Origin of the sequence: Rhodococcus sp. Leaf233 (genome assembly GCF_001426165.1) — a bacterium.
Classification (GTDB): Bacteria; Actinomycetota; Actinomycetes; order Mycobacteriales; family Mycobacteriaceae; genus Rhodococcoides; species Rhodococcoides fascians.
Map to the genome: position 1 here is coordinate 41166 of NZ_LMRO01000015.1, position 26472 is coordinate 67637.

The 26472-nt window shown below is 63.8% G+C and carries 25 protein-coding genes; 6 read left to right on the forward strand and 19 right to left on the reverse strand.

Going from position 1 to position 26472, the window contains the following annotated elements:
• Positions 1 to 126: 126 nt before the first annotated feature.
• Positions 127 to 357 carry a hypothetical protein gene (locus ASH04_RS25490; RefSeq protein WP_156394667.1) on the reverse strand — a complete coding sequence of 77 codons (231 nt, stop codon included), beginning with the start codon at positions 355 to 357 and terminating at the stop codon, positions 127 to 129.
• 131 nt (positions 358 to 488) lie between these two features.
• Here ASH04_RS25490 and ASH04_RS25495 point away from each other — a divergent pair, with 131 nt between their 5' ends.
• Entirely contained in the window at positions 489 to 953 is a 465-nt protein-coding gene (locus tag ASH04_RS25495) for an SRPBCC family protein (protein WP_027497200.1), read from the forward strand.
• 16 nt (positions 954 to 969) lie between these two features.
• Here the strand turns inward: ASH04_RS25495 and ASH04_RS25500 are convergent, their stop codons facing one another.
• From ASH04_RS25500 to ASH04_RS25535, 8 genes are all read right to left on the reverse strand, one after another.
• Positions 970 to 1542 carry a hypothetical protein gene (locus ASH04_RS25500; RefSeq protein WP_057474935.1) on the reverse strand — a complete coding sequence of 191 codons (573 nt, stop codon included), beginning with the start codon at positions 1540 to 1542 and terminating at the stop codon, positions 970 to 972.
• Entirely contained in the window at positions 1542 to 3305 is a 1764-nt protein-coding gene (locus tag ASH04_RS25505; RefSeq protein ID WP_052053292.1) for a DEAD/DEAH box helicase, read from the reverse strand. The genes ASH04_RS25500 and ASH04_RS25505 overlap by 1 nt, the downstream gene beginning before the upstream one ends.
• Before the next feature lie 246 nt (positions 3306 to 3551).
• Positions 3552 to 4370, reverse strand: a complete 819-nt coding sequence (locus ASH04_RS25510) for an Fpg/Nei family DNA glycosylase (protein WP_057474936.1) — start codon at positions 4368 to 4370, stop codon at positions 3552 to 3554.
• A gap of 47 nt (positions 4371 to 4417) precedes the next feature.
• On the reverse strand, positions 4418 to 4798 hold the full coding sequence (locus ASH04_RS25515; protein WP_052060882.1) for a VOC family protein: 381 nt from the start codon (positions 4796 to 4798) through the stop codon (positions 4418 to 4420).
• Entirely contained in the window at positions 4798 to 6453 is a 1656-nt protein-coding gene (locus ASH04_RS25520) for an MFS transporter (RefSeq protein WP_082519432.1), read from the reverse strand. The genes ASH04_RS25515 and ASH04_RS25520 overlap by 1 nt, the downstream gene beginning before the upstream one ends.
• Entirely contained in the window at positions 6414 to 7247 is an 834-nt protein-coding gene (locus ASH04_RS25525; protein ID WP_057474938.1) for an NmrA family NAD(P)-binding protein, read from the reverse strand. Before ASH04_RS25525 ends, ASH04_RS25520 begins: the two co-directional genes overlap by 40 nt.
• 40 nt (positions 7248 to 7287) lie before the next feature.
• Positions 7288 to 8109, reverse strand: coding sequence for an alpha/beta fold hydrolase (locus tag ASH04_RS25530; protein ID WP_057474939.1), 822 nt, complete (start codon positions 8107 to 8109; stop codon positions 7288 to 7290).
• A 117-nt stretch (positions 8110 to 8226) separates the two neighbouring features.
• On the reverse strand, positions 8227 to 10047 hold the full coding sequence (locus ASH04_RS25535; protein WP_082519438.1) for a sensor histidine kinase: 1821 nt from the start codon (positions 10045 to 10047) through the stop codon (positions 8227 to 8229).
• A 75-nt stretch (positions 10048 to 10122) separates the two neighbouring features.
• On the opposite strand from ASH04_RS25535, the gene ASH04_RS25540 reads away from it, so the two are divergent.
• Positions 10123 to 10491, forward strand: coding sequence for a LytR/AlgR family response regulator transcription factor (locus ASH04_RS25540; RefSeq protein WP_230591966.1), 369 nt, complete (start codon positions 10123 to 10125; stop codon positions 10489 to 10491).
• Between the two features lie 7 nt (positions 10492 to 10498).
• Here the strand turns inward: ASH04_RS25540 and ASH04_RS25545 are convergent, their stop codons facing one another.
• From ASH04_RS25545 to ASH04_RS27470, 4 genes are all read right to left on the reverse strand, one after another.
• Complete coding sequence (locus ASH04_RS25545; protein ID WP_032366150.1) at positions 10499 to 11167, reverse strand: response regulator; 669 nt, start codon at positions 11165 to 11167, stop codon at positions 10499 to 10501.
• A gap of 415 nt (positions 11168 to 11582) precedes the next feature.
• Positions 11583 to 13646, reverse strand: a complete 2064-nt coding sequence (locus ASH04_RS25550) for an AMP-binding protein (protein WP_057474940.1) — start codon at positions 13644 to 13646, stop codon at positions 11583 to 11585.
• A gap of 157 nt (positions 13647 to 13803) precedes the next feature.
• Positions 13804 to 15147, reverse strand: a complete 1344-nt coding sequence (locus ASH04_RS25555) for a flavin monoamine oxidase family protein (RefSeq protein ID WP_057474941.1) — start codon at positions 15145 to 15147, stop codon at positions 13804 to 13806.
• Between the two features lie 31 nt (positions 15148 to 15178).
• Positions 15179 to 16519, reverse strand: a complete 1341-nt coding sequence (locus ASH04_RS27470; protein ID WP_057474942.1) for a serine/threonine-protein kinase — start codon at positions 16517 to 16519, stop codon at positions 15179 to 15181.
• Between the two features lie 169 nt (positions 16520 to 16688).
• On the opposite strand from ASH04_RS27470, the gene ASH04_RS25565 reads away from it, so the two are divergent.
• The 3 genes from ASH04_RS25565 to ASH04_RS25575 all read left to right on the forward strand — a co-directional run bounded on the left by ASH04_RS25565 (position 16689) and on the right by ASH04_RS25575 (position 19943).
• Positions 16689 to 17906, forward strand: coding sequence for an EAL domain-containing protein (locus ASH04_RS25565; RefSeq protein WP_057474943.1), 1218 nt, complete (start codon positions 16689 to 16691; stop codon positions 17904 to 17906).
• Positions 17907 to 18025: 119 nt separating this feature from the next.
• Positions 18026 to 18658, forward strand: a complete 633-nt coding sequence (locus ASH04_RS25570; RefSeq protein ID WP_032391386.1) for a GyrI-like domain-containing protein — start codon at positions 18026 to 18028, stop codon at positions 18656 to 18658.
• A 13-nt stretch (positions 18659 to 18671) separates the two neighbouring features.
• A complete protein-coding gene (locus ASH04_RS25575) occupies positions 18672 to 19943 on the forward strand; it encodes an MFS transporter (RefSeq protein WP_057474984.1) in 1272 nt (423 codons plus the stop codon).
• Positions 19944 to 19967: 24 nt separating this feature from the next.
• On the opposite strand, the gene ASH04_RS25580 is transcribed toward ASH04_RS25575, so the two are convergent.
• The 4 genes from ASH04_RS25580 to ASH04_RS25595 all read right to left on the reverse strand — a co-directional run bounded on the left by ASH04_RS25580 (position 19968) and on the right by ASH04_RS25595 (position 21563).
• A complete protein-coding gene (locus ASH04_RS25580; RefSeq protein ID WP_057474944.1) occupies positions 19968 to 20387 on the reverse strand; it encodes a VOC family protein in 420 nt (139 codons plus the stop codon).
• An 88-nt stretch (positions 20388 to 20475) separates the two neighbouring features.
• Entirely contained in the window at positions 20476 to 20787 is a 312-nt protein-coding gene (locus tag ASH04_RS25585; RefSeq protein ID WP_032370585.1) for a transcriptional regulator, read from the reverse strand.
• Positions 20784 to 21212: a hypothetical protein gene (locus tag ASH04_RS25590; protein ID WP_027497183.1), complete on the reverse strand. Its 429-nt coding sequence runs from the start codon at positions 21210 to 21212 to the stop codon at positions 20784 to 20786. Before ASH04_RS25590 ends, ASH04_RS25585 begins: the two co-directional genes overlap by 4 nt.
• A gap of 48 nt (positions 21213 to 21260) precedes the next feature.
• Complete coding sequence (locus ASH04_RS25595; RefSeq protein ID WP_032370584.1) at positions 21261 to 21563, reverse strand: hypothetical protein; 303 nt, start codon at positions 21561 to 21563, stop codon at positions 21261 to 21263.
• 102 nt (positions 21564 to 21665) lie between these two features.
• Here ASH04_RS25595 and ASH04_RS25600 point away from each other — a divergent pair, with 102 nt between their 5' ends.
• Positions 21666 to 22229, forward strand: coding sequence for a dihydrofolate reductase family protein (locus tag ASH04_RS25600; protein WP_057474985.1), 564 nt, complete (start codon positions 21666 to 21668; stop codon positions 22227 to 22229).
• Between the two features lie 41 nt (positions 22230 to 22270).
• On the opposite strand, the gene ASH04_RS25605 is transcribed toward ASH04_RS25600, so the two are convergent.
• Together ASH04_RS25605 and car are read right to left on the reverse strand one after the other, a co-directional pair.
• Positions 22271 to 22567 carry a DUF503 domain-containing protein gene (locus ASH04_RS25605; protein ID WP_032366161.1) on the reverse strand — a complete coding sequence of 99 codons (297 nt, stop codon included), beginning with the start codon at positions 22565 to 22567 and terminating at the stop codon, positions 22271 to 22273.
• A 72-nt stretch (positions 22568 to 22639) separates the two neighbouring features.
• Entirely contained in the window at positions 22640 to 26185 is a 3546-nt protein-coding gene (gene car / locus ASH04_RS25610; RefSeq protein ID WP_082519433.1) for a carboxylic acid reductase, read from the reverse strand.
• Between the last annotated feature and the right edge of the window lie 287 nt (positions 26186 to 26472).

Sequence of the window (26472 nt, forward strand, 5' to 3'; positions counted from 1 at the left end):
GTCGGTTTTGTCCACTAGGGCGGACGGATGGGCGAGTACTCATGGCACTGGCAGATCTCGATACTGGCAACCCACATTGGCTCAACGCCGTCCTTTTTACTGTTGCCGCAGTCGTAGCGATTGTCCTCACTTGGTGGTTCTTCGGCAACGACAGTTAGCCGAGACGGACACGGCTGTGTAGCTCTTCAACACGAGCACGCGAACGGCGTGCTGATCATCTGCCACAGTGAGCCGACGCACCTCGGCCGTGATGCCTCCGGTCATCGAGTCCACGGCCGTCACACGTTCGCCGGGTTCGAGGTGTTCGAGAACCCAGGTGGCAGTGGAATGAGCAAGATCGGTTGACATAACGGTCATGCCTCCGTCCCGCTGCGCTGGGTGCCGCAATCCCGGTGTCGGCCGAGCATCTCACCAGGCAGCCTTCGCGGTCCACCTGTTTTCGGCTGTATCCATGATTGAGGATCCGGCGTATTGGGCATCGTGCAGATATGACAGAGAACGCAAAGCTGACAGTGGAACGCACCATCGAAGCGCCCGTCGACGCAATTTTCGACGTCCTGTCCAACCCCGAGCGGCATCAGGCACTCGACGGCTCGGGATTCGTACGCGGCGTGGACCACGCAGACCGAATTCAGAAGGTCGGCGAGAAGTTCACGATGAACATGCAGGGCGATCACATGGGTGGGGAATACCAGACCGACAATGTCGTCACCGGGTACGCCAAGGACAAGCTACTGGCATGGAAGACCGCGCCGGCCGGCAACGAGCCTCCCGGATGGGAATGGTTGTGGGAACTGGAGTCTCAGGGACCAAACGAGACATTGGTGCGGCACACCTACGACTGGTCGAAGGTCACGGACAAGAAGCTTCTCCAGCAGATCGGGTTTCCCCTGGTCACCGAGGATCAGCTGAACGACACACTTGCACGCCTCGCTGTCGAGGCAACGTCCTGATCTTTCGGGCATACGTTCAGCCGTAGAACACCGCTGCGTCGACGCTCTCGATGGGCATCCATCGAGCTGGAAAGTCCGTCGACGCAGCGGCTTCGACGAGGTCCAGACCACGTATGGCCAACGCCGTCGTAGGTGACTGGTCCACGATCAGACTGATCGCGTACGTTGCTGCGGTGACGTGAACGCAAGGATCAGTTCTGCTGGAACAGGTGCATGCCGTGTCGACGTCCGTGGAAACCGGTGCCAGACCCCGCGATACCAGCTCCGCGTGAAGCGCGTCGGGCAGATCCCCGCTGCCTCTGCCGTGAGTCGGATGACTGGTGACGATGCGCAGAGCCGTCCTTTTGTGAGCCGCCGAATAGCGCGGCACCGCAAATGTCGCGGTCTCGATTTTCTTTCCTGCCGAGACCACGCAGCGAATAGAACCGATCGTGTTGGTATCCACGACGACCGACTCGCTACGAGCCAGGCTCCGCGCTCGAGGAAGCATCGGATTGGGTCGGGTAGCGGTGATCGGCTCGACTCGACGCAGCCATTCCTTGCCCCATGGAGTCGCACCGAACGGAGGAGGCAGGGGAGTGGATGCCATCACCGTGCCACCGATCGGAGCGACAACGTCTGTCTGAGTGTCGAATCATCCAGTGCGGCAAGCGCTGTCTCGTTGTTCCCCTCGGTCAACCCTGCAATTGCTTTCTTCCGGGCGTGCAGCGACGCAATGTACTCCTCCAATGTTCCTTCGGTGGTGAGCGCCATGACTGTCACAGGCGAGGTCTGTCCGATTCGATGTACCCGGTCGGTTGCCTGCGATTCCACCGCCGGATTCCACCACCGGTCGTAATGGATGACGGTGCTGGCCCGGGTGAGGTTCAACCCATAGCCGGCCGCTTTCAGGCTCAGCACCATCACGGGACAGCTACCGCCCTGAAACTCGTCCACCATTCTCTCGCGCTGGTCCACGTCGAGTCCGCCGTGGAAGAACGGTATGGCGGCTCCAGTGACGCGCGCGAGATGGTCGGCGAGAAACTCACCGGTCTTGCGGTACTGGGTGAAAACCAATGCGGTCTGCGACGATTCGGCGAGCTCCTCGATGATGTCGGTGAGCCTGTCGAGTTTCCCGGAACGGTCGGGCGACGAAGACATGTTGCCGTTCACGAGACCCGGGTGGTTGCAGATCAGTTTCAGAGAGGTCAGCAAAGCGAGCACCGCAGTCCCTCGGCGTTGTGTAGAACCGAAACCGGTGTCGAATGCAGCCTCGACCGTCGAGTTGTACAGCATCGCTTGCTCGTTCGTGATCGGGCACAGAACGTCTATCTGCTGTTTGGGTGGAAGGTCGGTCGCCACTTCGTCTTTCGTCCGTCGGAGGACGACCGGAGCTATGGAATGGGACAAGTGCGCAAGCGCAGCCGCCGAACCCGCGTTCTCGATGGGTGCGGAAAATCGCCGAGTGAAGCGTGCTCTGGTCCCGAGCAGACCCGGGTTGGTCAGGTCGATCAGGGCCCAGAGCTCGTCCATACGGTTCTCGACCGGGGTGCCGGTCAGTGCGATGCGAGTTGTCGAGCTCAGTCGTCGCGCAGCACGGGAAACCTGGGTGCGCGAGTTCTTCATGACGTGCGCTTCGTCGAAGAAGACCGTGTTCCAGCTGATCTCGGCCAGGCGGTCGGTGTCGGAGCGCAGTGTCGGATATCCGGTCACGGTCACGCAGCCGCCCTCTCCACATCCACCGAGCGAGCGGTTCGGTCCCCGGTAGACATTGACCGTCAGGTCGCCGGCAGAGAACTTCTCGATCTCGCGTCGCCAATTGCTGATCAGGGATGTCGGGCACACCACCAGAAAATTGCCTTCACCCCGCGACGCTCCCACAATCATGTGCGAGATGGCTTGCAGAGTCTTGCCCAACCCCATCTCGTCGGCCAGAATTCCTCCACCCCCGGCTTCTCCGACGGTCGGAATCCAGGACGCACCGTGCACCTGATACGGCCGCGGGGTGAAGCTGGACGCACTGTCGCCCAGATTGGCCTGCATGTGCAGGCTGGTGCGTAGGGCGTCGACGGCACCGTGCGCGGTCGACACGCTGGACCCACCCGTGTTGGGTACCGCGTACGCCGCCGGGGGGAGTGATTCCAGCAGCGATGCAGGAATCTCGGCGCAGGGGGGCCGCTGCTCCAGATGGTGCAGAACCGCCAACCACCCCCGGGCCGACGCGCTTTCCGGGAGGCCTGCCGACGGTGCCAGGGCCGCTTCGAGGTCGACGCGACGCGGCTCGACGAGCTGCGCTTCGACGGTCCGTACGGTCACGGTGCCGCCCGTATCGGGTAGCGCAAGATCGATCGGCGTCGTCGCTGTGGTAGCCATCCTTGTGGAATCAGGTTGCCAGACAGCGAAACAGTGCCGACGGGGCAGGTAGGTGACCTGCGGAGCGAGGCCCGTATCGGTCGTCGAAAGCATGCAACCTCCAGCCGAGTGAACGCTTCGGTAGACCCGAAGCTGCCCACACGGTACGTGCCCGAACGGTATTTCGCCGCATTCAACAGTGCTTGACAATTCCGAAAATTGGTGTCCTACAGCGCTATCGAGCAGCAGGCAGCGGCGTGGAACCGATCAGGATTGCTCGCGCGAACACCACCACGTGGTGCGGCCGCCCACCGTTCCGCGAGTCATCGGAGCACCGCAGCGTGGGCACGCCGCATCCGCCTTGCGGAACGGGATGATCTCACCGGTGTGCACGCCACCCTTCTTGATCGCCGACCTGATGGCGCGACGCAGCACAACGCGGAGCTCGTCGAGTTCCTCGGTGGTGAGAGTCTTTGCCCGTCTGGACGGAGATTGCTCGCTCTGCCACAGCACCTCGTCGGCCAACAGATTGCCGACGCCTGCGATTGCTGCTTGGTCCAGCAAACGTGCTTTCAGAGGTGCTCCGCTGGAACCGATTCGGTGCCGGAAGTCGTCGCGCGTGATCTCCGCAGCATCGGGCCCCAACGCATCGATATCGGGTTCGAGGCGCACTCGGCCGAGCCGGCGCTTGTCGAAGAGCCGGAGCTGACCCCCGTCTTCGAACGTCATGGCAAAGCGTGTCCACTCGGGCTTGTCGGTGTCGCGCTCGCCCACGTGCGGATCGCCGCCTCCGTACTGCGACGTGCGATCGCCGTCAGGAGCGGTGACAATGACGCGGCCGCCCATTCCGAGATGGATTCCCAGCGTCGGACCGCTGGACCCGTCGGCGGTGACGGTTTCGCACCACATCGCCTTGCCACGTCGACATGCCTCGGTGAGCTTGCCGCCCTTCAGGGCGTGGGCGATATCGCCCGGCACGTGTGGACGGCACTCGAACGAGTCGGTGTCATCGATAGAGACGATGACGCGTCCGAGGGCTTTTTCGACGACCTGTCGAGCGTTTTCGACTTCGGGTAGTTCGGGCATGGAGCGGGTGTACCCAATTCGCCGGCTCTATGCGCGAGCCTGTGTCGTCAGGCGCGCTTCCTACCGTTGGCGAACTGTCTGAAGCCGATCAGGTTGCCGAACGGATCGAGAACCTGGCACAGACGTTCACCGGTGAACACCGATTTCGGCCCTCGATGCACGACGCCTCCGCGATCGACGCAGTTGGCGACCACTGCGTCCACGTCGTCGACGTTCCAGTACGAGACCGATCCTGCAGTCCCCGCGGGGCGGTTGTACGAATCGGTGACGTGGACGGTGAGTCGCGTACCGGAGACGTCGAACGCGGCGAGTTGCTCGTGTACGTCGACGGGGTCGGTGCCCAGGAGCGTTCGGTACCAGTCGACGGCGGCGGCGAGGTCGTCTGCGAAGTAGAAGACGTTCCCCACGCCCGAGAGTGCGTTGTCCATCATTGTCCGTTCGGGTTCGCTCGCACCGACAGTGCGATGTCATGGGTTTCGGTGTGCGTAGCACCGTCGACGGTGTGGGCCAGCGCTTTCTGCACCACGTCGTGGTCGGAGCCGGTCCACCGTTCTTCTCGCTGACGTCGGTACTGGCTCCACGACGGCACAGTGAACTGCTCGACCACGGTGTCCTCGACGTCCAGACTCCGGTACAGGTTCCAGGCGTACGCCCCCGTTCGCTTCCGCGCGATCCCGACCGGAGCCATCGACGTCAGAAACTGCTCCAGAGCGTCGTCGACCACTCGGTACGTAACGGTGATCCGCACCGGCCCGTCGTCCGGATCGGGTTCGAACATCACGGTCGGGGTCGGCCACGCCATGGACACCGCACGGTCGAGCACGCCGGTCTCGGGTCGCAGGGGGAGGACTGCGACACTCGCAGCGACGAATGCCAAGGCGGCTACCGCGACCGCGAGTGCGTCGACGATGCCGATCTTCGACGCCAACCATCCCCACACGAGCGAGCCGATGGCCTGAGCACCCATGAAGACCAGAAGGTAGACCGACATCCCGCGCGCTCGAACCCAGGTGGCGAGCGAAAGCTGGATAGACGCATTCAGTGCGGTCAACGTCGTGATCCAGGCAATGCCGGACAACAACAGCGCCGGGACCACCGCCCACAGCGGAAGCCACGCCAGCGCGGCCATTCCCACGCCGTACCCGACAGCAGAACCGACGAGCAAGGTATTTGCGCTGCAATGTTTTCGGAGCATCGGCGTCGCGGCAACGCCGATCACGGCTCCGACCCCGAGTACGCCCAACAACACGCCGTATCCCACCGAGCCCAGTTTCAGTACCGACGACGAAGCCGATGGCAGTAGCGCCCACAATGCAGAGGCGGGGAAGGCGAACAACGCCGAGCGCAGAATGATTCGTCGAACGATCGGGCCGGACCGGATGTAGCGGACCCCGGACAGGATCGACTCGGCAAGGCCTTCTCGATCCGTTTGTGGATGTTTCGGGCGCTTCCATGCGATCAGCACGCTCAACGTTGCGAGAAAGGAGGCGGCGTTGATGGCGAACACGAAGGTCGGCCCGGCCAATGCCACCAGTACACCGGCAAGCGCCGGTCCGACGGCCCGCGCCCCGTTGACGGTCACGCTGCCCAGCGCCGAGGCGGCCGGGATTTCTTCACGGCTCACCAGCTCGGGCTGAATCGCCTGCCAGGCGGGAGCGGACAGTGATGTCCAGCAACCCAATACGAATGTGCACGCGAGCAATCCCCACGGAGACAAGGTGTCGGTCCATGCCAGTGCGGTCAACACAATTCCGGTCAGCATCGAACCGGCACCGACCGCGATGAGCAGAACGCGGCGATCGAGCGCGTCAGCGAGCGCGCCTGCCAGCAGGGCCAGCAACAGGGTGGGTAACAGACTTGCTGTCTGCACGGCGGCGATGATGGTGGTCGACGCCTCACGTTCGACGAGGAACCACTGCGCACCGACGGTCTGCATCCAGCCGCCGATGTTCGAGACCAGCTGTGCGATGAAGAGGCTGCGGTAGACGGTATTTCGGAGCGGCGACCACGCGGACGGTGCTGCCGGCGTGGTGGCGGTGGTGCTCACGCCAGTCCCGCCGACCATTGCGCGAATGTCTGCCATTCGACCTCGGGATAACGGGTGCGCAAGCCGTCGATGTCCGCGTCGTACCCGACGTCGGTCAAGAATTGGAACATCGCTCTCATGTCCTCGGAACCTATGTCCCGTGCCCGGCTCGAATACGGCTGCACCGAGGTTCCGAGAACGTCGCCGAGAGTGTTCGCCATGGCCTCCAAGCTCGGATCGTCCGACGCGAGATCGATTCGCATCTCGCGAAAGTGCGCGGGTTCGGTCAACACGAGGGTGACGAACCGCCCCAGATCCCGCCGCGACAGCTGCTGCAGTGGAGTGTGGAGCGGCAAGGGCAGATCGAGGCGGCCGGCCCTGACGTCGTCGAGTCCGCCGAGAAGGTTGTCGTAAAAGTAGGTGGGGCCGACGATCGTGTACGACAGCCCAGCTCGACGCAGCAGTGCCTCGGTTTCGGCCTTCGTCTCGAAATGCGGTATGCCGGTGCGGCGGTCAGCGCTCGCAACCGAGGAGAACACCACGTGCGGAACCTCCGCGGCGATCGCCGCATCGACGAGGGCTGCGCCCTGAGCCAATTCGGCCGCGGGACCGTCCTCGAACGGCGTCGTCATCACGAACGCACCGGCACTGTCTCTCAATGCAGCCGCGGACGATTCCCGATCGGTGATGTCCGCGACGACGATCTCGGCACCTCGCTCACGTAGCCGATCCGCGCGGGCCGAATGACGCCGCACCACTGCGCGCACCGGTAGCCCCTGCGCCAGCAGGGCATCCACCACCGCGCCGCCCTGCCCTCCGGTTGCTCCGACGACTGCGTACGGTCTGATCATCGTGTTGTCACCTTTGTTCCGGAGGGCGAGAGCGGGGCTGCTACTGGGCGATGAAGGCGAGAATGTCTGCGTCCAAGGCTTTCTGGTAATCGCCGTAGATTCCGTGCGGTGCACCGGGGTAGACCTTGAGGGTGCCGTGCTGGACGAGTTCTGCGGTTTTCAGTGCCGCCGCGGCGATCGGCACGATCTGGTCGTCGTCGCCGTGGGCGATGAAGATCGGGACGGTCAGCGCTTTGAGGTCCTCGGTGAAGTCGGTCTCGGAGAAGGCCTTCACGCAGTCGTATGCAGCAGTCAGATTGACCAGCATCCCCTGTCGCCAGAAGTCGTCCTTGGCGCCCTGGGAGATGGTGGAGCCCTCACGGTTGGCACCGAAGAACGGCTCGGACAAGTCCTTGTAGAACTGCGACCGATCGTAGAGAACGCCGTTGCGGATGTCGTCGAGTGCTTCGATCGGCGTGCCCTCGGGGTTGGCCTCGGACTTCAGCATGACCGGGGGAACGGCACCGGCAGTGATCACCCGAGCGACGCGGCTGCCACCGTGCTGCGCGGCGTACCGCACGACCTCGCCGCCGCCGGTCGAGTGTCCGATGAGGGTGAGTTCCTGCAAGTCGAGGGCCTCGACCAGTTCGGCCAGATCCTTGGCGTAGGTGTCCATGTCGTGGCCGACGGCAGTCTGCGAGGACCGGCCGTGGCCGCGGCGATCGTGTGCGATGGCGCGGTAGCCGGCGTCTGCGAGAAGCTTCAGTTCGAGCTGCCACGCGTCCGAGGACAGCGGCCAGCCGTGACTGAGCAGAACTGGCTTTCCGGTGCCCTGCTCGGTGTAGTAGATCTCGGTTCCGTCGGTGGTGGTGATGTACGGCATGGCCTGCTCCCTGGTTCGGTTCGATTGGGTGCCGACAACATTCGTCCGTTCCCGGGTCGAACGCGTCGCCGCTGCCATCCAACGCGGGGGAGGAGATTCCGGTGGCGCCGCTACCTGCTAGCCGGTAGACAGCCCGATGTGGACCGACAGTGTCGTGCCACCCCCGGGTGGACTGACGATGGTCAGTTCGCCGCCGACTGCGGCCACCCGATCCTGCAAACCGATCAAACCCGACCCTGTGCTCGGATCGGCACCTCCGCGGCCGTTGTCGGTCACGGTCAGTTCCAAGCTGTCCTCGGTCAGGTGCGCGGTGATCTCGACTTCGGTGGCCTCGGCATATTTGGCCGTGTTCGTCAGCGCCTCGGCGACCACGTAGTACGCCGCCACTTCCACCGATTCGTCCATCCGGGAGGAAATGTCGGCGGTGAGGGCAACGGGAATCGGACTGCGTCTGGCCAACGTCTTGAGTGCCGGTGCGAGTCCTCCGCGCGAGAGGATTGCGGGATGGATGCCGCGACTGAGTTCGCGGAGGTCGGTGTGCACCTGCGACAGCGTCTCGACGCTGCGGTCCAACATCGCGCGGAGCTCGGTCAGATTCTCCGGGGCAGCGGCTTGGGCGCCGCGCAATTCCATTCCGAGAGAGACGATTCGCTGTTGGGCACCGTCGTGCAGGTCACGCTCGATACCTCGGCGGGCTTGGTCGGCTGCGGCGACCACGCGGGACCGGGACCGCGTCAGCTGAACTCGTGTGTCGTGGTTGTAGACCGCAGTGGCAACGAGGTCGGCGAAGTCGGCCAGTCGATCTCGGGTCTCACCGCCGGCCGCATACTGCGTAGCTGTCGTGCCGATGATGACGGCACCCCAGGTACTGCCGTCGACAGTGATCGGTACACCTTCGACCCAGCGAATACCCCTGCCCTCCAGTCGCTCAGCGATACCGCCGGTCGCTTCGGTGAAGTCGACGGCAGCGGCGCGGCCGGTGTCGGCGACGATCGTGGCCACGTTCTGCCCACCGATCGGCAGTCGATCACCGGCTTGCACGCGCTCACCGGCGGAGTCGTCGCGGATCGCCAGAATCGTGTAATACCCGTCGCTGTAGCGGATCACCGAAACATGTTCGTTGTCCAACCCGACGGTGAGTTCGTGTGCGACTGCGAGGTACACGTCATCCGGATCGGCCCGCAGCGCCACCAATGTTGCGACCTTCCGCAGTGACGCTTGCTGGCGTGCCAGCGCGACGGTACGGAGGTGCATGTCCTGACGGTCGCGGGCGGCGGCAAGAAGAGCCTCCAACGAAGGCACGACACGGCGGATACGGCGGGCATCGACGCTATCGAGATCGGCGGGAACCAGCAGCGACGCGGTGACGACCTCCCCGTCCCGAAGCAGGATTTTCTCCTGCCCCACGGACGCGTCGGCATTCCCTTGCTTCAACACCGCGAAGGGCAGGTCGAGGACCGCAGCCAGCCGGGTGCTGGCAACATCGAGCATTGTCGGGGTGTGGTCCGAGCGCAAGATGGTCTTGGCGAACGCCGCCAACATATCTGCTTCTCGTCGACGTTGATCGGATTCGGTTGCGCGCAAACGTGATTGGCCAACCAGCACATTGGTCAGAAGCGCCAGTGCCAGAAACACGATCAGTGCAGGGACGAGGCTCTCACTGCTTTCGAGTACATGGATGTAGGCGTACGCGCCGGCACTGGCGACCGATGTCGCGATCGACAGACGAAAGCCCCACCCCGCAGACACGATCAGCACTCCGAACAGGAATATCGCACCGAAAGCATTCTCGGGTGACACCCGTTTGAGCGTCAGCACAACGAGTATCTCGACGGCGATGGCGGCTGCGGCCACTGCGATTCCGCAGGCGACCGGCGGCGCACTCGGCCGGAGTATCACAGTGACGAGCCGGTCGCGGAGGGCGGCGTCCGACGTCATCGGCATATCCGACTGCTCGAATTACCGCTAGCGGTAATGCCGACCCGAGCCGTCTCTGACACTCTCGACAGAGTGATGCCCTCCCGCCTGCAGTGCCTGATCGTCGACGACAGCGACGCTTTCTGTGTCGCTGCACGCCGACTGTTGGAATCGGCAGGGATGTCGGTGGTCGGCACCGCGACCTCACTCACCTCGGCGATCGATGCAGTGCTGTCCACCCACCCCGATCTCGTGCTGGTCGATATCGACTTGGGTGCCGACAGTGGATTCGACGTGGTCGAAGCGATCGACGCCCAGGATCTTACGCCTCCGCCTGCCGTCATTCTCGTGTCGACACACGACGAGGAGGACTTCGCAGACCTGGTGAACAACAGTTCTGCCCTGGGTTTCCTGTCGAAATTCGAGCTGTCGGCGAGCGCGATCGAAGCCCTGCTGGGCACCTGACGGCGGGTCACCCGACGGTGTCCAGATACAGGATCACCGCTCGCACGCGACGGTGATCGTCGGCCGTCTCCGACAGGTCCAACTTGGTCAGGATGCTTCGGACGTGCTTCTCGACGGTTCCTTCGGTGATCCACAAGCGTCTGCCTATGCCCGCGTTGGAGAGCCCTTCGGCCATCAAGGTCAAGACGTCCCGTTCGCGAGAACTCAACGCGCCGAGGGGATCACCTCGGCGCTTGGCCGCAACCAGTTCGTAGACAAGAGCAGGATCGATGACCGACGATCCTGCCGCGATCCGATCTATCGTCGAGACGAAGTCGGCGATGTCGGTCACACGGCTCTTGAGCAGGTAACCCATACCCTTGGCGGTGTTGTTCGCGCTGTCGAGCAGTTCGAGTGCGTGATCGACTTCGACGTGAGCAGACAAGAGCAGTAGAGAGACGTCGGGGAAACGGTCGCGGATCTTCACGGCCGCGTCGAGCCCCTCGGCGGTGTAGGTCGGCGGCATCCTGATGTCGATGATCGCCAGGTCCGGTGGATCTTTCTCGAGCAACGCCAGTAACTCCTCGGCGTCACCGGCCCGGCCCACGACATCGAGGCCCGCCTGGGTGAGCAGACTGGCCAGGCCTTCTCGCAGCAACACGTCGTCATCGGCGATGACTACTCGTATCTGGGACATCACGCTCCTCGAACCCGTCGGGTTCGAAGTATCGGCTGCGGCGTCGTGAGCTGTCATCAGTCATTCGACTCTATTGCGCGCTTCGAGTGTCGACTCGGTTTCGCGATTCTTCAGTCGCTCGATCGGTCGTCGTGGATTCCACGGTTCGGACTCGGCCCGGGGGAGAGGCCGTTCTCACGGGTTGCCTCGAAAAACAACTGCAGGAAGGACGACGACGCGTCCCCGGGCTGGGCGGCGCGAGCCTGACGGGGTTCATCCGATGACCTCGACATCGCCATTCCGTCCCTTCCGTCCCTCACCCGCAGAACGGGTGTCGCTTCCTCCCAAAATAGTCTCAGATTCTGAACAGTCAAACAACTGAGAGTTCTCGGGGTGGAGTCGGAAGGCGGGGTGGTGAGGAAGTCGACGTGCCGGCTTACATACCGGCGGCCGTGGGAGGTTCGATCAGCATCCTCTTGATCACTTTGCCGGTCGCGGTTCGGGGGAGTTCTTCGAGGAACGTGATGTCTCGCGGCACGGAGAACCGGCTCAGTCGATTTCGGATGTAGGCCCGCACCATATCTGCGTCGAGGCCTGCAGCACCACGACCGACGACGAACGCCGCGAGGCGCTGACCGTACTCGTTGTCGGGTACGCCGACCACCGCTACCTCGCCGACCTGAGGAAGGTTGGCTATGGCGTCCTCCACTGGCCCGGGAAACACGTTCTCGCCGCCGGAGATGATCATCTCGTCGTCCCGCCCGCACACGAAGAGCCGCCCGTTGCAATCGATGTACCCGAGGTCGCCGGTATCCATGAGTGCTGCACCGCGAGCCGAAGCAGTCGACGGAGGCTCGGCGTTGGTGTAGCCGTCGAAGAGCATGTCGTTACCTACGAATATCCGGCCCAGAGTGCCGGTCGGAACCACTGCGCCGTCGGCGTCGAGTACGGCGATGGTCGTGCCGAGCGGCGGCCGACCCGCGGTAGTGGGAGCTGCACGCAGATCCTGCGGTGTGGCGATGGTCGCCCACGAGACCTCGGTGGAACCGTAGAAGTTGTACAGAACATCTCCGAACGCGTCCATGAACCGCGAGACGGTCGACCCCGTCAACGCCGAACCGCTGCACGCGACGACTTTCAAGCTGGACGTGTCGTAGCGTGATCGCACGGACTCGGGTAGATCGAGTATGCGCTGCAACATGATCGGGACGGCGATCAGCGACGTGCACCGATGAGTCTGGATCGTCCGCAAGCACTCTTCCGGATCGAATCGATCCTGCAGAACCACTGTTGCCCGCAGCGGTGTACTGATCTGCAACGCCGCCAGCCCCCAACTGTGGAACATCGGCGCAGCGATCAGCATGCGCTCGTTCATACGAAGTGGCATGCGGGACAACATGGCCGCGACGGTCCCGAAGCCGCGTGGGGTCGGGCGAAGTGCACCTTTGGGAGACCCGCTGGTGCCCGAGGTCAGCACGACAACGGATCCGGGCCGTTGCGGTCTGTCGAACGTGGCGGACGGAGCCGCGACGAAATGCTCCAGAGTGCGACGGCCCGCGACGACGGTATGAGCCGACAAGCTGACGCGGAGGACGTCGTTGGGGAGGTAGCGAACCATCTTGTCGAATTCGTCGTCGACGAACAGCGCTTGCAGCTGGTGACGACTCGAGATGGTCTCGATCTGGCGGGCCGCGAGGCCGGTGTTGAGAAGTACGACCTCGACACCGAGCATGCCGCAGGCGACGACGCATTCGATCATGGCAGTGTGATTGCGGGCCAGAACTCCTACCGTGCTTCCCGGGCGAATTCCGGATGCGGCGAACCCTGCTGCTATCCGATGCGATCGCAGGTGGATCTCTGCGAACGTGCGAGTACCGCGATCGTCGATCACGGCAATTTCGTCCGGTGACTTGGCGGCGGCGGCCGCGAAGCCACCGCCGAGGGTGAAGCCCCATTTCGCCAGCGAGTTCAGCTGCCGGTATGCGCGATCAGGACGCGCGGCACGAACGACGCCGGTACCGATCATCGTTTTGAGGACCGCAAGCTGTAGCGACCGGGAATCGCCGGCGTTGGACACGATCGATGTCGTTGCGCCGGAGAGGGACTCGGCCAACCTGTTCAGGCCACCCATGACCCAGTCGACCACTGCCCGATTGTGTTCGGGTTGCGGCGAGTAGGTTCCGGCCAGGCCGGCTCGGAAGATCGTCACATCGATTTTGGTCTCGCTCGGTGAACGCGCGCTGAGGGTGAATCTGATGAAACCGCCGGATTCGACGTGCTCGACGGTGATGATCGGCCGGTTACGTCTGTTCACCACGACTTCGAGTGCGTGCTCGACCCCACCGACGTCGCACGTGTAGCGGTTCGCCGACTCGCTGAGAAGGCAGTACCCGAGTCCGGGGAAATATCGCGGGTACAGTTCGACCGCACTGAGCACCCCGCACACTTGCTCGACGTCGTGTGCGAAGACCGTGCTGCAATCGATGACGTCGGAAACCATGGTCCACCCCTGTGCCTTGCCGTGTCGAACAGCGCCGCTGCCACATCGGCACCGACCAGAAGAATGGCAGCGCACATCGGTAACGGGTCATCCGCCTGGATGAAGTCGTCATAGTAATCCCGGTGCGCGGTTTCGGGAAGGAAACGCGAATCTCCGTCTAATTGGGACGAAGTTCGCCGCCGCCCCAGATCTCGTCGAACGGAACCGTGCGGGCCAGGATTCGCTCCGCCGCTCGGTGTCCCGACAGGAATGCCGCGGTCACCGTCGACGGATCGTCCGTCCACGTTGCCTCGCCGGCCAGGTGTAGAACTCCGCCGACCGGGGTCGACAGATCGTCGTGGTCGCTCGGTCGCGAGCCGACCGCCGGGTAAGAGTAAGCACCGCGGGAGAACGGGTCGTCCTGCCATCGCGTGACATGCACCCGCTGCGGGGAGATCACGCGTTCGCCGTAGAGGCCACGAAGCGCGTCGAGCACCGATTCGGCAATGCGTGCGTCGGACCACTGCCGGATCGTCTGCGCACACGGCCCCGCCGCAAACGTGAGCAGCGTGGGCAACCCCTGCGGCACGGTCACGTCGTACCACGAGTGCCACCAACGCCCGGCCTCCCCCTGCTGCCGAATCGCGTAGACGTCCTCGTCCCAGAATGCATGCGGGAACTGTAGGAACACCTTCTCGAACGCGTTCATCTCGAGTCCGTCCAACGCAGTCGACACCGGATGGGGAAGAGGCGGTTCGATAAGCAAGGTCGGTGACTTCAGGACGCCGATCGGAACCGTCACCACGATGTGGTCGGCCGAGAACGTCTCGGTGAGAGTCTCGACGGAGGAGCTGTTCGATCCCCACGCGATGCGTGTCACTTCATGGCCGAGTCGTACATCCAGCCCGTCGGCCAGACAGACCGCGAGCCGGTCGTACCCCTCGGGGAACACGACCTCGTCACCCTCGATCGCGTCGTCGTCCAACCCGTGCGCATCGAGCATCCCCTGGTCGACACCCAGCTGTTCCTCGGCCCGGTGACCCAGGAACTCCCGGACCCGTTCGATTCGATCAGGATCCCATGCGAGCCGTTTCACGGTGCTGTTCACGGCATCCCCGTACGACGTGCCCAGGGTCGATGTCGCTATGGTCGCCGCCAACAGCTCGTCGACGACGTGTACGTCCGACGCGAAGCTCGCAACCTCGTCCTCGCTCAGACGCCGTCCGTTCGGTGAGTAGTACGCGATGGGTCGTCCGTCCGGCTGAAAACTCCCCACCGTGAACTCACTGGTCGGAATGCCGAAAGCCTGTACTGCGTCGGCCAGCGGATTGTTGTCGATTCCATGAACCCAGGACGCACCGACATCGAGAATCTGTCCGTCCGTCCGCAGGGTGTCCACTCGTCCGCCGATGCGGTCGCGGGCTTCGAGAACGACCACACGGTGACCCGCACGGTGCAGAATGCGTGCTGCGGTGAGACCGGAAATGCCGGCTCCCACCACCACGGTGTCGACGTGCGTCATGCTCTGTCCGTTCCCTTGGTTGCCGACATGCTCAGTTCCCACGGCCGGGGTTGCCGTTGCCGGAGTTCCCGTTGCCTGAATTGCCGTTGCCTGAATTGCCGTTGCCGTTGCTGTTGCCTGGACTCCCGTTGCCGGAGTTGCCATTGCCCGCATTACCGTTGCCGTTGTTCCCGTTTCGCGGTGGAGCCGCAGGTTGTGGCGGCTCGGCGGGCACCTGTTCGACGGCGGGGGCGGGAACGTCCTGGGGGAGGTTCGAGACAACCGGCATCGAGGACTCGGATGCGGTTGTCACGGGCGCCGGGCTGGTCGGAGCGGTGACCGATGTGGACGGCGATGTCTCGATCGGCTCGTCGCCTGTTCCGGTTGCCATCCAGGCAATTGCCGACGCGACGGCGACGAACAGTGCAGCCGCAGCCGCAGGGACAAGACCGCGACGCCGTGAACCCTCCGTTGGTCGACGGGCCGAATCCTGCTCGGCGACAACCGCTGTCGAATTCGCGACGGGCAGGACCGCAGTGGCCGGCGGTGGTGGCGGTTCGCTGGAGAGACTGTGTAAGGCGTCGGCCACGGTGTCCGCCGTCGGCCTGTTTTCGGGATGTCTGGCCGTCATCGTCGTCAGCAGCGAATGCCACTGGGGCCCGAGTTGCTCGGGTACCTCGGGGTCGCGGTGCAAGCGCGCCACGGCTGCGGCCACCGCGCTGCCGTCGAACACCATTGCGCCGGTAAGACATTCGATGAGAACCAATCCGAGGCTGTAGATATCGGTTGCAGGCCCCGCAGAGGTGCCCGTCGCCTGTTCCGGGCTGAGATAGTGAGCGGTGCCGACGGTGGTGCCGTGCTCGGTGAGGCGGTCGGCGTCGACGATGCGAGCGATACCGAAATCGGTGAGCTTGACGCAGTGTTCCGTGCTCGACGCCGGCTCTCGGGCGACCAGGATGTTGGCCGGTTTGATGTCGCGGTGGATCACGCCGCGGTGGTGGATATAGGAGAGGGCCCGAGCGATCTCGTGTCCCATCCGGGCGACGAGATCGCCCGGTAGTGCGCGGCCTGCGCGGTAGCCGTTCAGAGTGGGGCCGTCGACGAACTCCATCACCAGAAACGGCACTCGGATACCGCCGGTGTAGGGGGCGGTACCGGCGTCGTACAACGTCACCAGGCCAGGATGCGACAGCGACGCGAGCGTCCTGATCTCGGCATCGATCCGTGCATCGGTATGTGCGGGTTCACCCTGACGGAATATCTTCACGGCAACGGGCCTACCGAGGACGTCGTCGTCGGCTCGAACGACATCTGCCATTCCGCCGCGCCCCACGACGTTGCCCAGACGATATCTGCCCGCGAACAGGTGATCGTCGGAGTTCGCACCCACCATTGTTCACCGCCGATCCGAAGTCTTCCGAGCACCCTATAGCCCGTCGGCGAGGGAAGAGGGCGCGGCCGGCGACCATCGGGCATGATGGTTCCCCGGGTGGGGACCGTCGAGGGGTACCGAGGGAGGTCCGCCTGTGCATCGTGACGCCTCGCACGCGCAATTTTCGCCGATGACGATCGATATCACGTCGACCTACCAGCCGATCGTCGCGTTGGACGGCCGAGCTGTCGTGGGTTACGAAGCCCTGGTGCGGACCTGCGGCGACGCGCAAGCGATCTCGCCGCCGCAGCTGCTGCGCGAGGCGGCCGATCGAGGCGAGTCGGCCGAGTTCGACTGGCGGTGCAGACTCAGCGCCCTGAGCGGGGCTGTCGAGGCCGGTTTCCCCGAAGGACTCGCGTTGTTCGTCAACGCGGAACCCACCGCCCTGGACGCGCCACCTCCGAGAGAGTGCCTGCCATTGATGGCCGAGGCATCTCGGTTGTCGATCATCGTCGAGATCACCGAGCGAGATCTGATGGGTGACCCCGCCGGGCTGCTGCGTGCGGTAGAGCATGCCCGCGACCTGGGATGGCGGGTCGCGCTCGACGATGTGGGTGCAGACTCGTCGAGTCTGGCACTTATTCCGCTGCTCCGGCCCGACGTCATCAAGCTGGATATGTCTCTCGTGCAGGGCCGTTCGAGCTATGCCACGGCGTCCGTGGTGTCCGCGGTCGCCGCAGAGGCCGAACGCAGCGGTGCGCTGGTGCTCGCCGAGGGAATCGAAACGGAGCAGCACGAAGCGACTGCGCACGACATGGGTGCGGTTCTCGGCCAGGGCTACTTGTATGGCGCTCCGACTCATCTACCCACCTTCGGAGCCACCGGCGGTACGGCCGACACACTCGAGTTGGAGCCGGCAATAACCGTCCGGGCCCCTGTTGCCGTGACGCCGTACGGTCTGGTCCATCGATTCGGAACCCGTCGACGCGCTGACGCACGGCTTCTCGACGACATCGAGAACGGTCTGCTTCGCAGTGTCTACGGCACCGGTGCGTCGACCGTCGTATTGGCGACGACGAACGCGTCGGCCGGGTCGACCGCCGAGCGTGTCGCGTTGTTCGACGACCTCGCTGTGCGCACGGCTCTCCTGGCCGTCTTCGACTCGCGGCCGATGCCGGGTGAGCATCGGTTTCGGACCGTTGCGGTCGGTGAGGACGAACCACTGGCGTCGGAGCGCTCGGTTGTCATCGTGGCACCGATGTCCAGCGTTGCTCTCATCGCGGTGGAGAGCGGAACTGCCCACGACGGAAGCGTGTTGTACGACTACTGCCTGACCTACGACCGACACATGGTCCTCGATGCGGCGACGCTTCTGTTGAGACGCATTCCGGCCAGGAGTTCTAAGTGAGTGTGCCGGTCGTACTCGGGCTCTGCTGAGCCATCTGCCTCCGAACGGGCAGCGTTCACCACGGCACCCCAGCCCGGTTTGGTCGGTACACTAATCCGCACTCGGCAGGAGGTGAGGGCATGAAGACGGATTTCAAGAAGACCCTCGACTCGTATTCGGCACGGCGCAACGTGTTTCGAGTTCTGACCGTGCCACCGCTGAAATACTTGATGATCGACGGCCAGGGGGATCCGAACACCGCGCCGGCATATGCCGATGCTGTATCTACGCTGTTCCCCGTTGCGTACCGGCTGAAATTCTTCAGTAAGAACGACCTGGAGCGCGACTACGTCGTCCCACCGCTCGAAGCCTTGTGGTGGGCGCCGGACATGGCGGCCTTCACCACGCGCCGGGACAAGTCGAACTGGCTCTGGACTGTGATGATCATGGCGCCCGACTGGATCGACCACACGATGTTCGAGCACGCCGTACGGGTCGACGCATCCGAGAACCGTTCGGACCGACGTGCCGGAATGCGCCTCGACACCCTCGACGAGGGCCTGTGCGTGCAAACTCTGCACATCGGTTCCTACGACGACGAGGCCGCTGTGCTCGACGAGATGCACCACCACTACATCCCGCAGGCCGGGCTGACGATGACCGGCCGTCATCACGAGATCTACCTCGGTGATCCACGACGGGTCGAACCGGCGAAGCTGCGCACCATTCTCCGGCAACCGGTGCGGTACTCGGCGGACGAGGCCTCGCTCTGACACGATGACCGGCATGACCAATGCGGTGCGTCCGGCGTCGTTCACCGTCGGCACCCTCACGTTGCTCGGGGCCCTGTACTTCGCACAGGGTCTGCCGTTCGGCTTCTTCACGCAGGCCCTGCCCGTCGTGCTTCGAGAGTCGGGTTTCTCGTTGGTGAAAATCAGTGCAACCGGGGTGTTGTTTCTGCCGTGGGCGCTGAAATTTCTGTGGGCACCGTACGTCGATCGTTACGGTTCCAGACGGCGGTGGCTTCTGACGTTGCAGGTGTCCGCCGCGCTGGTGGCGCTCGCACTGTCGTTGCTCGATCTGTCGTCGACGCTGCGCTGGCTCTTCGTCGGGATTTTCGTCATCAACGCGCTGTCGGCCACCCAGGACATCGCAACGGATGGGATAGCGGTCCGCACGTTGACGGTGTCGCAACGCGGCCTGGGCAACGGTCTGCAGGTGGGCGCGTACCGGATAGGTATGGTGTGCGGCGGGGGAGTGCTGTTGTGGCTGTTCAGCTTTGCCGGATGGCAAGTGCTCTTCGTTGCGATGGCATTGCTGATCCTGTTGGCGACGGCCCCGGTCTGGTTCATGAACAAGCAACTGGCCGCGGCAGACGTGGACACCGACCGGCAGCCCGAGTCCGAGGGTCCGGCGCGACTTGCTGTGGCCTGGTGGTCCCGATTGCGCAGGCCTGGCATGGTCGCGTTCATCCTTCTCATCGTCGGCTTCAAATTCGGAAACTCGATGGGCTCGGCGCTGGTCGGCCCGTTCCTTTCGGACAACGGACTGACCTTGACTCAGATCGCCCTGGTCGAGGGCGGCCTGTCGTCGGTGGCAGCACTCGGAGGTGCTGCGCTCGGCGCGTGGTTGTCATTTCGCTTCGGACGTCGTCAGGCTCTGCTGGTCGGCGGAATCGCCCAAACCCTCAGTCTTGCGTTGTATGTAGTGGCATCGTTCGGCATCGGCGGGTTTCCGCTCCTGGTCGCGGCCAACGTCACCGAACACGTGCTGGGCGGCGCGGCAACCGTTGCCGTTTTCGCGCTGATGATGGACGCATCGGAAAAACGTTATGCAGGAAGCGATTACACACTGATGGCCTGCGCAATCGTCTTTGCGCAGGGTGCGTCCGGACTTACGGCGGGCGTGATCGGCGATGTGTTCGGTTACACCGCGTTGTTCGGTTCCGCACTGGTGCTGTCCGCGGTCGGTTGCGCGGTGCTGATCGTGGCGCTCGACAGGGGCTGGGGGCCCGTCGGGCTGAACGAGGTCATCTCAGTCGAATCGCGCAGCCACTGAAGGCGCCCACTGCTCCTCCGTCGCTCAGCTTTCGGCGACCGAGCCGGAGATGTTCACCATCCACTGCACACCGAACTTGTCGGTGAGCATGCCGAATGTGTCACCCCACGGTGCTGCGTCGAGACCCATCGTGAATTGTGCGTCGACGGCCAGCGCGTTCCAGTAGCCCGTCAATTCCTCGTGCTCGGTACCGAAGAGCGAGACGCTCATCGTGTTTCCGGGTGTGTGTTCCATCGACGACGGGGTGTCGGCCCCCATCAGTGTGAATCCGCTGGGAGTTGTCAACTGGCCGTGCATGATCAGGTTCTTCTCGGATGGATCGTCGGTGGCCAGGCCCTCGCCGAACGTGGTCAGCGTGAGCTCGCCACCGAAGACCGTGCTGTAGAACTCCATAGCGGTGCGCGCATTGTCACGGAACGACAGGTACGGACTGAGTGTGGGCATGGCGGGGACTCCTTCTCGAATCGAACGACCGGTGGCGGCTGCACCGACTACATCCGTCGAAAAAGTAGACACGGAGCTGGGGGAGAACTCACCGCCCAGGCTCGGATGGGCTCGAGTCGGCCTCGGCGAGAATGGCGCGGAGGGCAGCCACATGGCGGCGGTAGGCGGTTTTACCCTCCCTCGTCAGCGACAGCCACATCCGCCGCGAGTCGGTGCGTGATCTCTGCTGATCCACGTAGCCGGCGTCGACCAGGGCCGCCACCTGCTTGCTCAGCGCCGATGCGCTCAATCCACTGTGTTCCTTCACGACGGCGAGCTCGAGCGTCGTACCTGCCGCCAGCAGCGCGCAGATCCGCAGCCGGTTCGCCGGATGAATGATCGGATCCAGATCGTCCGTCATCGGTGTGTGCTCCGGTAGTGAGCGATCGAACCGAACGAGTAGGTCGCCGTCGCTGCTGTAGCGAGGAGCACCAGCGCCCAGCTCGGCAGGGATGGCTGCGCGAATGCCAGTGCCACCACCACGAAAGCAACGGACAGTGCGACCGACGCCAGAAATCCACGGCTGGTAGGCAGCGCCCACGGTGTGCCCATTCGGTACCCGGTAATCACGTTCGTTGCCACAATGGCCGCGGCCAGAATCAGCAGGGCGACAGTGCGGTGGGAGTCGGTGAGCAGCGGCGTGAGTGCCAACGCCCCGATGAGCACTGCGTTGACGGCGTACAACCAGACCGGCCACGGAGTGTCGCGCACGGCGCGTTGCACTCGGTCGATGTCGTCGAGAGTCGTTCGAGCTTCGGACGAGGTGGGCTTATCGATGCTTTCCATATCGGAAACCATATTGGATAGTTTCCGATATGGCAACGAATTGTGTGGTCAGTTCTCGAGATCGGTATCGGTCGGCCGTGGCACCTCGGCCTCCCAGCGGGCCCGTCGCTCGTCCGGGGACTGTTCCCACCACGGCGTACCTCGTTCTCCCAGAGCGACTTTGGCGGCCTGAACGCCCGCGCGAGACTCCGTGGCACCGGAGGTGCGTTTGACGTCTCTGCGCCACGCCATGAGGATCGAGCGCAATTCGGCGTTGCGATCCTCGGGAATGTCGGGATCGGTCGCGCGCCACCGTCGACCTTTGATGACGACATAGTGACCGTCTTCGGTGCGTTCCACTTGCTCGGCCATGAGACCACCTTGCCACCCGACACTGCCTGTCGTCGGTTCGACGCGTGGTTTACGATTCCGGCACCTGTTCCGCTTCTGCCTCAGACCGAACCGAGGATTGCCATGCGCACCGTGATCGTGACCGCATTCGTTTCGCTCGACGGCGTCATGGAGGGGCCGGGTGGGGAAGTCGGCTACCGCAACGCGGGGTGGACGTTCAAGGACATCGAGTTCGATCCCGCGGCGTACGAGATCAAGGGTCGCGAGCAGGACGAGGCCACGGCCATGCTGCTGGGGCGTACCTCCTACGAGGCGTTCGCTCCCGTATGGCCCACGATGGACGATTTCGCCGGATACAACTCGATGCCCAGATACGTGGTGTCGACGACATTGGAGCGCAGCGACGACCGTTGGCCGGCAACCATTCTGCGCAGCATCGACGACGTCGCCGAACTCCGGGAGACCGAAGGCCGGCCGATCTCGGTACACGGTAGCGCTACTCTGGGTCGCAGCCTCGCCGATGCCGGTCTCGTCGACCGCTACCACCTGTTGGTCTTCCCGATGCTGCTCGGCGCGGGCAAGCGGCTGTTCAGCTCCAGCGACAAGGCCACGACTCACCTGGATCTGGTGGAGCACGAGGTGTACGGCAACGGCATCCAGAAGCAGGTGTTCGACGTCCGTCGATGACCGTAACTGTCGATGACCCGGATTCGTCGACAGCGCGCGATTCAGATGTCGTCGCTCTTCAGGGTGCGCCGCCGAACGGCTACGAGGTGAAGCTCCGGTCGGGACGCCGCCATCCGCTCGACCCGGTCGAGGATGTCGGTCACGTGCTCGAGGTCGCCGGCTACCACCGACGCTCCGATTTCGGCCCGTCTGTGCAGGTCGCGATGGTCGGTTTCGGCGACCGACACCGCGAATTTTCGATGCAGCTCCGAGATCACGGGCCGAATCACCGAGCGCTTCTCCTTCAGGGAGTGCACGTCGCCCAACAAAAAATCCAGTTCTATCCATCCGATCCACATAGGCTTTCGACTGTACCGCGGTAGTGGGCGGGGCTACCTGGTGCGAGCCGAAGGGCCCGCACCAGGTAACGGTCAGCTCTTGGCCACCAGGCCGAGTGCTACCAGATCGGCCAGATACTTCTCGATCAGTTCTCGCCCGAGGTGTGGGATATCGCCGACAGCCGACGCGAATTCGTCTGCCGGCAGGATTGCTCCCGACGACGGGTGCTGGGGATGCGCGTAAGAGTGGATCAGCGGCAACAACGAGTGTGACCGTTGTTTCTCCGGTAGTTCCTGAACTGCCGCGCTGAACCTCTCGAACCATTCGTCGTAGTCGTCGACGATCTCGATGGTGCAGCCTGCGTCACGTAGCCAATCGACGAACGTATCCAGCGATATGTCGTCGTCGTGGGGGTTCAGGATGTCGAAGGTTCGGTAGCCTGCCACGTCGTCGCCCGCGATCGAGGTGATGGCCTCTGCACTGAAGTCCGCAGGCAATCCGTCGTAGTGAGCCAGTGGCCTGCCCTGCTCGTCGGTGGGCGCTCCGGTGTCGGTGGCATAGAAGCTTCTCGGTGCCAGCCCGGTTGCGACCACCGACAGGATCAGGCGCGTGAATACGTCGGGCACGTTCAGCTGACCGGACCAGGTGCTGTGGGCGAGGATCATGTCGGACCGGAAGACCGAAACGGGAAGCGAGTACTCGTCGAAAGCATTGCGCAACAACACTTCGCCTGCCCACTTGGAGTTTCCGTAACCGTTGGCGTACGACTCGTCGACTGCTCGTTGCGGACTGTCCACCCGAATGTCACCGTTCTCGTGGAAGTCGTCGACACCGACGGCAACCGCGACCGTCGACAGGTAGGTCACCGGCTTGATGTGGTCGGTCAAGGCCAACCGGATCACCTCGGCCGTTCCGACGACGTTCGGTCCGAAGAGGTGCTCGTACGGCAGCGCGTGATTGACCAGTGCTGCCGGGTGCACGACGCGGTCCACGCGGCGGGAAAGTTCCTCCCAGACATCGTCGGTCAACCCGAACCGGGGAGTGCCCAGATCGCCTGCAATCACGTCGAGTGCGGCGTCGGCCAAGGCGCGGTATCGATCGGACAACGTCGCGTCCCCGCTGTCGAAGGCGGCGTCGAGCCGAGCGCGGGCATCGGCATCGGAGCGTCCGCGCACCAGGCAGATGACTCTTCCGCCGGCGGCTGCCATCTTCTCGAGCCATTCGAGGCACAGAAACCTGCCCAGGTAGCCATTCGCTCCCGTCAGCAGCACGGTGTTCGTTACCGTCCGAGGGCCTGGAATTCGATGAGCGGCATCGAGCAGTGAGGCGTCCAGAAATGCCGACAGGGTCAGATCCGATGCGTGCGCGACGGAAGCGTCGCGTCCGTGAACCGACGCGAATGTCGCTGTGTCAGAATCGTTGTCGATTGCGGACGTGATGTAGTCGGCAAGAGCCGCCAAGTCCATTGCGGGTCCGGTGATCACCCCGACCGGGACGTCGACGTCGTAGATGTCGCGCAGCAATGTGGAAAACGTCAACGCCGACAACGAGTCACCACCGAGATCGGTGAAGTGGGCATCGGGCCGGATGTCCGCGCCCGAACAGCCGAGCAGAGCCTGGGCGGCGTCCCCGACCGTGGCGAGCACGGGTGCCTGGGCACCGGAACGCCGGAGCTCACGCAGTCGATCGGTCTGCCCCGATTCGAGTTCTGCGTAGCGACGCTCGAGTTCGTCGCCGTACCGCTCGACGAGTTTGGGACGCAACTGCTTTCCGGCACCCGACAGCAGACCGTTGTCCTGAGTGAAGGGCTCGCGTTCGAGCACGACCTCGCGAGGTATCTCGTACGAATTCAGCGACTCCGTGCGAGCGATCCGCTGTAACGACTCCATGATCGCGCCCGCAGTCGAATTCGCGTGGGCAGGAACGACGATCGCCAACAGATACGACCGCTGGCTGTTGCCGTACAGGAAGATCTGGTCCACCAGCTCGCTCGTACCGAACACCGCTTCCAGGCGCGCCAACGCGACGAATTCGCCCTGGGCCAACTTCAATACGTTCTTGCGACGATCCACGTATGCGAGCCGGTCCGGTTCCAGCTCGGCCACGACATCGCCGGTGCGGTAGAACCCGTCCGAATCGAAGACGTCTGCGGTCACATCGGGCCGCTTGTAGTAGCCGGGGATGATCGACGTCGTCTTGAGCAGGAGCTCACCACGTGGATGGGGAGTGTCGGTGGAGAAATAGCCGAGTTCGGGCACGTCGTCCAACTTGTATTCGAGAACCGGTGGCCGGGCGACGATCCCGTCGAGTAGTACCATTCCGGCTTCGGTCGAACCGTAATTGTCGCGCACCCGAACGTCGAGCAAGTCGGTCACGAAATCCTTGACCTCGGCGGCGATGGGTGCGGTGCCCACCATTGCAGCCAGGATTCGTCCACCGAACTGCTCGGACCGCACGCGCTCGAGCACGCCTCGCGAAATCTGCTCGTGTTCGCCCGCATCGGTACCGTCGACCGCACGATCGATTTCGGCGAGCACGGTGTGGCGAATCATCTCGCACACCCGCGGAATCAACAACGCCAGCGTAGGGCGCGCGAGAGCGAAGTCCTCGAACAACGTGGATAGGTCGCTGGAGCCGGCGAAATGAACCGTGCCGCCCGCCGCCAGAGTCGAGAAAACGAGCCCGCGGCCCGCAAGGTGGCTCATCGGTAGGTAGTCGAGAGTGATGACGGGAAAAGCCGGCTCGTCGACACCCTCGGACGAGGCACCCGTCCGATGCCAGGCCCCGGTCCACGCACCGGACACGATCTGCTCGGTATGCATCGCCCCTTTGGGAGTACCGGTGCTGCCGGAGGTGTAGATCAGTGCGGCGAGGCGCTCGGGATCCTCGACGTCGAACAACGGCACCTGGGGGAGTCGGGAACCCTCGTCCACCAGTTCGGTGAGCGGTCGAACAGCAATGCCGGACCCGTGGACACCCGCGCGCGCGGATGTCAGCGCGCGGGTGTCGACATCGATTCGGTCGTCGTAGTCGAGTACGACCACTGTGCGGATCGACCGGCAGTGACCGGCGACCTCCATCGCGACGGCGAGGTTGTCCACGTCGGAGGCCAGGACCACCGGCTCGACCTCGTCGACGATGGCCCTCAGTTGACCCGCGGTGGCTCCGGCCTGCAGTGGAACTGCGACTGCGCCCACACGGATGGTGGCCAGTTCGGTGATCACGTAGTCGATGCCAGCGAAACCGAGCGTGGCCACGAAGTCGCCTGCAGCGATGCCGCCGTCGTCGTGACCGAGGGCGGACGCCAAGGCTCCCGCGTCGGCCCAGGCCTGCCCGTAGGTCACCGTGTCGAATCGGGGGAGCAAGCGAGCGGTAGTGCTGCCGTCGGTGTCCTCGATCGTGCGCGCGCGGCGTCCCAGGGCGGGGCGGTCGGCGTACCTGGTCATGATCTCGGCAACCACGCGAGCGAGGTTGGGTGCCAGTTCACGAGCCGCGTCGGCAACCGACCGATCCGGCTCGGCAGCCCGGAACTCCGGATCGCTGTCGTGCAGATGCTGGAAACGGTCTCGTTGGCGGATGTCTCGATCGTGTTCGCTGTCGACGGCCCCTGTGCTTTTCATGGCAATTGTTCGGGTCATGCTTCGCTCCCCTCCACGATGCACCGGACGACGCCGGATCATCGTGCTCGTACGTCGAATATCGTTATCAAAGGTAAGTATATGCCCGTGGCCGAGTAGGTAATCGTGACGCTGCTCATAGTCCAATTGGCCAGAAATGTCTGTGTTTCAACCTTTCTCGCGTCCTGCTACGCCGGGCAACCGTCGCGTATCCGGGCGGCGTAGGTACTCGATGTGGACGACCGAACTCGACTTGTATGGTGAGTTGCACGTCACGTGCGACGCGGTTGCCGCTCCCTCGTAGAGCT